We start from the raw sequence: 6,720 nt of genomic DNA on the forward strand, positions 1-6,720 counted from the left end.
CGAAATGGGGACGGTACCTTTTCCGGCCAGCCGGAAAAGGTACCGTCCCCATTTCCGTCCCCATTTCTCACTCGGGGCCGCGAGCCGCCAGCACCGCCTGGTAAAGGGTCCGTTTCGGCAGGCCGGCGGACGCGGCGACCGCGGACACCGCCTGGGACAGGCCAAGGCCGGTGGCCCCGAGGGCCTCGACCTCTTTGACCGCCGTTTCGACCGCGGCGCCGTCCGGGGCGCCAAGCGCCGCCGGGGCCCCGCCGATCACCAACGTGACCTCGCCTTTCAGGTCGCGCGACAACGCATCGGCGGCCAACGTCCCGAGCGTCCCCCGGATGACCTCCTGATGGGGTTTGGTCAACTCGCGGGCTATGACGGCCGGGCGGTCGGGGCCAAGGCGGGCGGCGGCATCGGACAACGTGGCGGCGAGGCGCCGGGCCGACTCGAAGACCACCACGGTGCGGGCCTCCCCGGCTAGTTGGTCCAGCCATGCGGCCCTTGGCCCGCGCGCCCTGGGCGCGAACCCGTCAAAGGCGAACCTGTCGGTGGGGAGGCCAGACAAGGCCAGCGCGGTCAGCACCGCTGACGGTCCGGGCGCGCAAGTGACCGGGACGCCCTCCGCGATCGCGGCCCTGACCAGCGCAAACCCAGGATCGGAGATCAACGGCAAGCCCGCGTCGGAGACAACTGCCACAACGCCCCGGCCTGCCTCCTCCAACAGCGAGTCGACGCGCGCGCGCTCATTGTGGTCGTAGAAGGACACCACCCGGCCGGTGATCGCAACGCCCAGGCGCCGCGCCAGCGCCCGCACGCGCCGGGTGTCCTCCGCCGCGACCACGTCCGCCGAGCCCAGCAACTCCCGCAGGTGATCCGAGGCGTCCGCGACGTCGCCGATCGGCGTCGCGGCCAGCACAATGCCAGGGGCCTTCGAGCTCATACCCGTACCATAGGGCGTTGTGACAGTGCGCTCGACCACTTCCCGCGGAGGCTCGGCCTCCGCGCGGATCGACTGGTTGGCTTTCGCCGCCAAGTGGGCGGGACCGGCGGGCGTCACCCTCCTGGCCCTGCTCATGCGACTGTGGACGCTGGGCACGCCGCACAAGCTCATGTTCGACGAGACGTACTACGTCAAAGACGCCTACTCGCTCCTGAAACGCCGCGTCGAAATGAGCTGGGCCGAAGACACCAACCCCTTCTTCGAGGCGGGCGACTTCTCCGGATTGCTGGACAACCCCGCGTATGTGGTCCACCCGCCCGTCGGCAAGTGGCTGATCGCGTTCGGGATGTGGTTGTTCGGCCCGGAGTCCTCCTTCGGCTGGCGGTTCTCCGCCGCGATCGCCGGAACCCTGGGCGTGCTGCTGACCATTCTGATCGGCTGGCGGCTCTTCCAATCGCAGGCGTTGGGGCTGATCGCGGGCTTGCTGTTGGCGGTGGACGGCATTTCCCTGGTGCTGTCCCGCAGCGGTCTGCTGGACATCTTCTTGATGTTCTTCGCGCTGGCGGCGCTGTGGTTGATCCTCAAAGACCGCGCGGTCATGGACCGCCGGTTGGAGGAGCGAATGCGCCGGCCGCTGGGACACGGGCCGACCGGCGCCCCGATCTACGCGGGACGGCGCCACGGCCCCGGACTCGGCATGCGCTGGTACTTGTTGGGCGCCGGCGTGGCCCTGGGCCTGGCCTGCGGCGTCAAATGGTCGGGCCTGTATTTCCTGGCGGTCTTCGGGTTGCTGGTGGTGGCCTGGGACGCGGCCGCGCGCCGCCGCGCCGGGATCAAACTGTGGTGGTGGGCGGCCTGCTGGCGCGACGGCGTCAAGGCCTTCGCCCTGCTGGTCCCCGTCGCGCTGATCACCTACGTGAGCTCCTGGTGGGGTTGGCTCACCACAGACATCGGCTACAACCGAAACTGGGCGGAGGCCAATCCCGGCAAGGGCGTCTCCTGGCTGCCGCCCGCGCTGCGCTCCCTGGTGGCCTACCACGACCAGGCCTGGGATTTCCACACGTCGCTGACCTCGGCGCACGACTACCAGTCCAACCCCGCCTTGTGGCTGGTCCAAGCTCGCCCCACCTCGTTCTTCTACGAGACGGCGAAGACCTGCGGCACCGACGATTGCAGCCAGGCGGTCACCGCTTTGGGGAACCCGTTGATCTGGTGGGTCGGAGTGGCCGCGCTGGGTTTGGTGCTCTACCAGGCGGTCGTTTGGGCCGACCGCCGCGCCTGGCTCATCTGCTGCGGCTACCTGGCCGGCTACCTCCCCTGGCTCTTCTTCGCCCAGCGCACCATCTTCACCTTCTACACGGTCGCATTCGTCCCCTTCGTCACCCTGGCCCTCGCCTACGCCGCCGGCGTCCTGATCGGTCCCGCCCGGCGGGCGTGGCCTGCCCGCTCGCCCGGCACCCGCACGTCAGTGCTGATGGTGGGCGTTGCGCTCGCCCTGATGCTGTTCGTCTCGGCCTTCTTCTGGCCGATCTGGACCGCCCAATCGGTCCCGCGCCTCTTCTGGCAGATGCACATGTGGTTCTCGTCCTGGATCTAGCGGGCTCCGCAGCTCGACTGTCACGCGCCCGCCACGGCAGCCGATGCCGCGCGCTAGAGTTTTCGGGTACCCGAACTTTTTGATTCGGGTTGCCTTAGGATTGCTTTGTCTGATCTCTGCCGCACGAATCGGAGGAAACTGTGGCCAGCACCCGGCCCGTCAACGACTTGGAGAACCCCGCGCCATCCGGCACGGCATCGGGCACCGGGGGCTGGACGCCTCAAAGGCGGGGGCTCCGCGCGCGGGCTCGGATGCTGCGACTGTTCGGACCGGCCTTCGTGGCGGCGGTCGCGTATGTGGACCCGGGCAACGTGGCGGCCAACCTGACGGCCGGCGCGCGCTACGGCTACCTGCTGGTCTGGGTGTTGGTGGCGGCCAACGCGATGGCGGTGTTGGTGCAGTACCTGAGCGCGAAGCTGGGGATCGCGACGGGGCGGTCACTGCCGCAGATGCTGGCGGCGCGGTTGGGGCGGTGGCCCCGCTACCTGTACTTCGGCCAGGCCGAGGTCATCGCGATCGCGACCGACTTGGCGGAGGTCATTGGCGGCGCGTTGGCGCTCCACCTGCTCTTCGGGCTGCCGCTGGTGGCGGGCGGGCTGATCACGGGGGCGGTGTCCCTCGGCGTGCTGGCGATCCAAACCCGGCACGGCCAGCGGTCTTTCGAGGTGACCATCACCGCGATGCTGGTCATCATCACAATCGGGTTCGTGTCGGGGTTGGTCGTCTCGCCGGTCAGCCCGGCCGACATGCTGGCTGGCCTGGTGCCGCGCTTCCAGGGGACGGACTCGGTGTTGCTGGCGGCGTCCATGCTGGGCGCCACCGTCATGCCGCATGCGGTCTACCTGCATTCATCGTTGACGCGGGACCGGCACGGCACGGTGACGGATCCCGGCAAACGACGGCACCTGATCCGCGCCACGCGCTGGGACGTGCTGTGCGCGTTGGTGGTGGCGGGCTCGGTCAACATCGCCATGCTGGTCTTGGCCGCCGCCAACCTGCGCGGGGTTTCCAGCACGGACTCCATTGAAGGCGCGCACGCGGCCATCACGGAATACCTTGGGCCCACCGTTGGCGTGATCTTCGCGGTCGGGCTGTTGTTCTCCGGGCTGGCCTCGACCTCGGTGGGCTCCTACGCGGGCGCGGAGATCATCTCGGGATTCCTGAACGTGCGCATGCCAGTCCTGATGGTGCGCTGCCTCACGCTGATCCCCGCGCTGGCGGTCTTGGCGCTGGCCGCCTCCCCATCCTGGGCGTTGGTGGTTTCCCAGGTCATCTTGTCCTTCGGGATTCCGTTCGCGGTCATCCCACTGGTCTGGTTGACCGGCCGCCGCTCCGTCATGGGGGATTCGGTCAACCGCCGCCCCACCCAGATCGCGGCCTGGATCGCGACCGCCCTGATCGTCGCCCTCAACCTGGCGCTGATCTACCTGACCGTCAGCGGCTAACGCCGCCAGTGGGAATTTCCTCGGGAATATCGGAATACCGGCCCCGAGGGCGGCGTTGCCTCTGATATGGCCATTTACCCAGACTCCGCGAGGCGCCGCAGGCTCGACCCACGCGCGGCCTTGGGGTTCTTGGTGCTGGGCGGCCTGGCGCTGTGCCTGGGGCCGGCGGTGTGCTCCGAGGCGCTGGCCGAGGACGGCCCCGTCACTTTCACCGTCAACAGCGCCGAACCTAATCTGTCGAACGCCTCCTGCTCTAGCCCCGCCCAGGCGGGCGAGGTCTGCACCCTGCGGAGGGCGGTCGAACTCGGGAACGCGGTCCAGGATTGGGACATCCCCGTTCAGATCGTGGTCGAGCCAGGCTTCAGCGGCACCATACCGTTCACGACAAACGCCAATGACATGATGGCTCCCACGCAACAGGCGAGCATCTGGGACGAGGACGGCGCCTTTCTCTGGGTGAAGCGGCCCATGTCCATTGACCTCGACAAACGCTTGCACATAGGGCCCGCCAACGGCTACATAGACCCCACCTCCCACAACGAGCGCGCGGCGATCTGGGTTGACGCGCCCAACGTCCAACTCCGCAACTTCACCGACTGGTACTCCACCCAGAGCGCCATCGTCTTCTCAGACAACTCAGACGGCTCCAGCCTGAGCGGCGGCAGCGCCATCCAAACCGCCAACTTCCACACCGAACGCGAAATCCTGATCCTGCCCGGCGCGGACGGCATCACCATCGAAGACTTCACGGTTGGCCGCATGCCCTCCACCGTCAACGGCGGCGGAATTGTGCTGTCTGGAAACGGGGAGGCGGACCCGGTTATCGCCAATGTGGCCATCCGCAATGTCACCTTCAACAACAAGCCCGCGGACGGGATCGAAAACCCGGTCAACTACTGCGACGCCGATGACGCCCGCGGCTGCTCCTCGCATGGCGTCAACCTCGCGCAGTTCGTGCGGGTCGACAATTTGACGGTGCAGGGTTGCGAGTTCGAATCCTTTGGGTACTTCACCTCGCCGATCAACACCTACTACGCGGTGGGCGGCTCCAACTGGGAGCTGGCCGAAAACACTTTCTCCGACATCAGAACCGGATCCTTGGCGGGCGTGGCCACCATCACGTTGCCGGCGAACAATGTTTTGGGCGGGGTCAACCGCATCCGCGACAACACTTTTGACAACACCGCCGAATCCGCCAAAGGCGTCCAGGGTTACGCGGTCAGCTGGGATTTGTCCGCGTGGAGCGCCTACCACCCGGACGTGCCCGCCCCCACGCGGTCCAATCTGTTCATTGAGAACAACCGCTTTGACGGCTACACCGCCCAAAGCGTCCACATGAAGCAGACGGGGGCCGTCACAGTGACGGGGAACACCTTTGGGCCGGCGAGCGCGTCCCAACAAGACCCGATAAACGAGGAGTCGGCGGCGACGGGCGGCTTGATGTACATGAATGGCAACGCCGCCGACCTGAACGTCCGAACCTGGCGCCCGACCGAGGCCCGGTTGGCCTCCAAGTGCGAATTGCAGGTGGGCGTGTCCCGAAACGAAGCCGGCACCACCGACCCCGGCGCCCCGGTCGGCATTGACTTCTATTGGACCTCCAGCAACAAGGCGGAGGAGTACTTGGGCCGGGTGGACGGCGTGGCGCAGCCGGACAGCAGGGATGCCGTGGTCTTCGTGGCGGTGCCGGACCTTCCCTCCCAGGGGGGTGGTTCCATCCGCATCCAAACGCACGGCCAAGGGAGCGACCCGCTCCAACTGGTTTCCTCGCAGTACTCCCGAACCATCCCCTCCATCCCGCAGGTTCCGTCCGCAAGCGAATGCAAGCGTTCCGTGCAGATGAAACTGCAGGCGTGGGCCGGGGTTCCAGCCGGAGTGGACAGCTATCAGGGCATTTTGGACTCCGCCCAGAACAACACAGGCGCGGTGGAGGTGCCCAGCTTGAGTTCGGCGACCAGCCCCGCCAATGTCTGGTTCACCTATTCGGTGACCAACAACGGCGACCTGTCGCTGACATCGGTGCAGGTCAGCGACCAGTACGTGGGGCGCGTCTGCGTCATTCCGCGCCTGGCCGTGGGCGCGACGGCCGGCTGCGCGCGCCGGATAACCCTCGAATAGCGTCAGAGCACGCGGTTGGTCGGGACCTCGCCGCGGGCGAATTGGGCCAGTTGGTCCAGGCAGACCGCGTAGGCGCGCTCGAAGGCGCCCCGGACCGCGCCGCCAATGTGCGGCGTCACAATCACGTTCGGCAGGGTCCAGAACTCATGGTCGGGGGGCAGCGGCTCCGGGTCCGTCACGTCCAGGGCGGCCCGCAGCCGGCCCGACCGCACCTCGGCCGCGAGCGCCGCCGCGTCCACCACCGCGCCCCGGCCCACGTTCACCAGCACCGCCCCGTCCCTCAGCGCGGCCAGGAAGTCCGCGTCCACCAGCCCGCGCGTCTCGTCAGTCAGCGGCAACGTGGCCACCACCGCGTCCGCCTGGTCCAGCAGTTCAAACACTTGCCCGATGCCGTGCACACCGTCCCGCTCCACCCGTCCGACCAGGCGCACGGTGGCGCCGCAGGCCTCGGCCCGCGTCAGGAAATGGCGGGCCAGGTCGCCGGCGCCCAGCACCACGATGGTCGACCCGAAGACCGAACGTCCTTGCGGGCGCATCAACCGGCCCCGGCGTCCCTCGGCGCCGGCCTCGGCGAAACGCCGGAACGCGGCGATCAGCAAACCCAGCGCGAGTTCGGCCACCACTTGGCCGTT

At 67.9% G+C, this 6,720-nt stretch carries 5 protein-coding genes; 3 read left to right on the forward strand and 2 right to left on the reverse strand.

The window, feature by feature from the left end; all coding sequences use genetic code 11:
- Positions 1–67: 67 nt before the first annotated feature.
- On the reverse strand, positions 68–928 hold the full coding sequence (gene rsmI, locus LBC97_11995; GenBank protein MDR2566749.1) for a 16S rRNA (cytidine(1402)-2'-O)-methyltransferase: 861 nt from the start codon (positions 926–928) through the stop codon (positions 68–70).
- Between the two features lie 19 nt (positions 929–947).
- Between rsmI and LBC97_12000 the strand changes: the two genes are divergently transcribed.
- The 3 genes from LBC97_12000 (at position 948) to LBC97_12010 (ending at position 6,088) form a co-directional block, all read left to right on the forward strand.
- Positions 948–2,525, forward strand: a complete 1,578-nt coding sequence (locus LBC97_12000; protein MDR2566750.1) for a phospholipid carrier-dependent glycosyltransferase — start codon at positions 948–950, stop codon at positions 2,523–2,525.
- A gap of 140 nt (positions 2,526–2,665) precedes the next feature.
- On the forward strand, positions 2,666–3,970 hold the full coding sequence (locus LBC97_12005) for an Nramp family divalent metal transporter (protein MDR2566751.1): 1,305 nt from the start codon (positions 2,666–2,668) through the stop codon (positions 3,968–3,970).
- Between the two features lie 66 nt (positions 3,971–4,036).
- Entirely contained in the window at positions 4,037–6,088 is a 2,052-nt protein-coding gene (locus LBC97_12010; protein ID MDR2566752.1) for a hypothetical protein, read from the forward strand.
- Between the two features lie 2 nt (positions 6,089–6,090).
- Here LBC97_12010 and LBC97_12015 read toward each other — a convergent pair.
- Positions 6,091–6,720 (reverse strand): hypothetical protein (locus tag LBC97_12015; protein MDR2566753.1); only part of this gene is annotated, 630 nt, incomplete at its 5' end.

The organism is Bifidobacteriaceae bacterium (assembly GCA_031281585.1).
Classification (GTDB): domain Bacteria; phylum Actinomycetota; class Actinomycetes; order Actinomycetales; family WQXJ01; genus JAIRTF01.